2 protein-coding genes and 1 pseudogene are annotated in these 2,686 nt (G+C 54.5%); all 3 read right to left on the reverse strand.

The genetic code is table 11. The features are described 5' to 3' along the window. Window positions 1–134 precede the first annotated feature (134 nt). Window positions 135–1,022, reverse strand: coding sequence for a DMT family transporter (locus LC334_RS22900; RefSeq protein ID WP_085802626.1), 888 nt, complete (start codon window positions 1,020–1,022; stop codon window positions 135–137). 13 nt (window positions 1,023–1,035) lie between these two features. Next, the gene (locus LC334_RS22905) at window positions 1,036–1,446 is read right to left on the reverse strand and encodes a MarR family winged helix-turn-helix transcriptional regulator (RefSeq protein WP_139836568.1); all 411 of its coding nucleotides are present in this window, start codon (window positions 1,444–1,446) and stop codon (window positions 1,036–1,038) included. A 352-nt stretch (window positions 1,447–1,798) separates the two neighbouring features. Beyond that, window positions 1,799–2,686, reverse strand: a pseudogene (locus LC334_RS22910) (hypothetical protein); the annotation flags it as partial.

Below are 2,686 nucleotides of genomic sequence, written 5' to 3' on the forward strand. Positions count from 1 at the left end.
CGGCCCAAACCTGCCTTTCACCGACCATTCAAAATGCTGCGGTAGCAGCCCGCTTTGCAGACATTTGCCGCAGGCGCGAAATCAAGTGCTATCCGAACTGGAAATCTGCGGACGAAACTGCCGTCCGACCAATATCAGCTTTGCGACTTTGGACGTTTGTTGACCAGTATGACACCCGCAAAGATGAGTGACGTCGCGAGATAATCCAAAACCACAATACCTTCACCTAGAAACAATGCGCCAAGAAAGAGAGCGACGACTGGCGGGACATAGGTCAGTGCCGACGCACGCACCGCACCAAGCTTGCCAATGACATAATAGTAAAGAACGTAAGCCAGTCCCGTTCCTAGGATTCCAAGGCCAAAGACCAGAACCGCAAATGAGGTCGGATCATCGTAGAGTGCACCAAGCCCGGATTTGTCCGTCACGGCCAGCAAGATCAGCGAGGCAAACCCAAGCTGGTAGGTTGTGAGTGCGGCAGGTGGCAGGTCGAGCGGTGTGACAAACCGTCGGGCATAGACGAAAGAGACACCAAGACTGAACGACCCAAGTATCATCCACAACACACCCAACACGTAGCTGTCGCCGAGCCCGCCCGAAAATGGTTTCGCAATCAGGGTCACACCAACCAATCCAACGAGCAAACCCAATACCCGATTGGTGGTCAGTTTCTCTTCGGGAAGGAATAGAACAGCCGCAAGAAGCGAGAAGAGTGGAATTGATGCACTGACCGCGCCTGCCAAACCGGATTCCAATAGAGCCGTCCCTTCGGCGAAGCCGTAGAAATAGAGCGCGGCAGCAAGACAGGCCATCACGACAAAATGGACGCTATGCCTCAAATGAGAAAGCTTTAGCTGTCTCGTGACCAATGCGTATGCTGCAACCGTCAGGAACCCGGCAATAACACGCACCAGTGCGACTTGCATTGGGGTGACGGTCTCGGTTGACCATTTGATGAACACAAAATTTGTGCCCCAAATTAGCCCAAGCAAAAGCCAGGCCAGACCGGCACGATTGATCATGGAAGACCCCACCTCAGGATGACAGGTTTGCGATTGCGTTCAGCGTGCGTCGAAATTCGGGAAGTTCGGCCAATGCCACTTCGTTCAGAACCTGCTTTTGCGCCTGCGCCCAAAAAGGCATGACACGCTTAATTGTGTCGTGTCCTTCAGCCGTGAGCTTTGCGATTTTTGATTTCCCCGTTGGGGCGTTTTCCACCTGCACAGCACCGCTTTCAATCAGCGGCTCGATCGTCCGGTATAGCGACGTGCGTTCCATTGCGAGGTCATCGGCCAGTCGAGACAAAGAAAGCGTACCATGCCTTTCGAGTGCCCGAAGAATAGAGAGTTGTACGATACTGATGCCTGTTTCAGACAGAGCATCCTGGTAGTGTCGAAATAGGACACGGTTTGCTTTCCGAACTGCGGTGAAGATGCACTGATCCATGGGTGGCTCTAATAGATGTAGCTACATGATGTATCTACATCTATTTTGAGATGCTTTGCAAGCTTCTTTTCCCAACTCGGTGAAAGCTAACATTGGAGAACGCGCAGCATTAGTTAGTTTGGGCCCTCAGCGGGCATTAGATGTAGCGCAGCATCTCCAAAATCGCGTTGTCTGGCCGCCGCCGTTCAGAGTTTCAAAATATTGGCATTTTGTTTCCTGGAAGCGGAAGTGCGCGTGAAGTGCAGCACATCGGTCAATCTAGTGATCGTAAATCGGAGGGAACCGAGCTTTAGATTGGTTGCAGTGAACAAACGAGCATTTGCGCGCTTCAATACACAGCTAGTAACAATCTTCAATTGCACCAGTATTGAATGAAGGTCGCGATACCTAGCCCGCAGAGGCTGTCCGGCTCGGCATTATGCATCTTGTCCGGCGGGGTCGCCTGCATGGTCTTGATCAGCCACGCTCCGTCTGCGCCCATCTCTGCCGCATATGCGCTGATGATCTGGTAAATCTCGTGCTCTCGCGGGATCGGCACGCCCCTCACGGAAACCTGGTGAAAACCCAGGCGATTGGAGCCCGCAAAAAGTGAGCGGTCGACGCCCCCCAAAAATACTAAGGGGCACGCAGAATAGCAATTGTCGCCCAGTGAGGTGCCAAGCCCACGCGCCCGGATAACGCGGCCCGCCTTAAGGGCCTCCATCACATTGCCGCCGCCACTACCCAGAACCACCGTGTTCACACCGATCTGATTGTCGAGCGCTCCCTCGAGCGCAATCGCAAACCCCTTTTCGACCGGCCCTCGGACGACCAGCAGGGATCCGTGGATTTCGAACATGGTTGTGGGAGGATTGGCTGCAAGCCGCGCCTCGGGGATCCCCTCCTTGCCCACGCAGTTTACGTTCCAGAAATAGATGCGCTCTTCCTCGCTGGCAGCAAGCGCCGATCGCGCCGCCCCAACCCAGTTCGACAGCGACATCGAGGTCACCAACGCGGTATGCGGATCAAGGTCTTCGGTGATCGGGGGCAGTTCCATTTCTTCCAGGTGTCGAATCTCGCCAACCTTGCCCAACAACCTGCCCAGCACCGCGCATTCGTGGCGGCGAATATGGTGGGAGTTGTAAAGAGTTCCGGCATAGTTGGTGCCTCGGTCATGGGCGAAGGTCCGGTATTTCTCGGCAAGCAGCGAAACCTCTCGTATTGACTGTTCCCAGGATCTTGCTACCGACGCCTCGGCCAA

This window comes from Roseovarius aestuarii, from assembly GCF_019966515.1.
Lineage (GTDB): Bacteria > Pseudomonadota > Alphaproteobacteria > Rhodobacterales > Rhodobacteraceae > Roseovarius > Roseovarius aestuarii.

Bases quoted from the DNA above. Each gene is read 5' to 3' on its own strand.
- LC334_RS22900 (WP_085802626.1), bottom strand. From the start codon at position 1,022: ATGATCAATCGTGCCGGTCTGGCCTGGCTTTTGCTTGGGCTAATTTGG.
- LC334_RS22905 (WP_139836568.1), bottom strand. From the start codon at position 1,446: ATGGATCAGTGCATCTTCACCGCAGTTCGGAAAGCAAACCGTGTCCTA.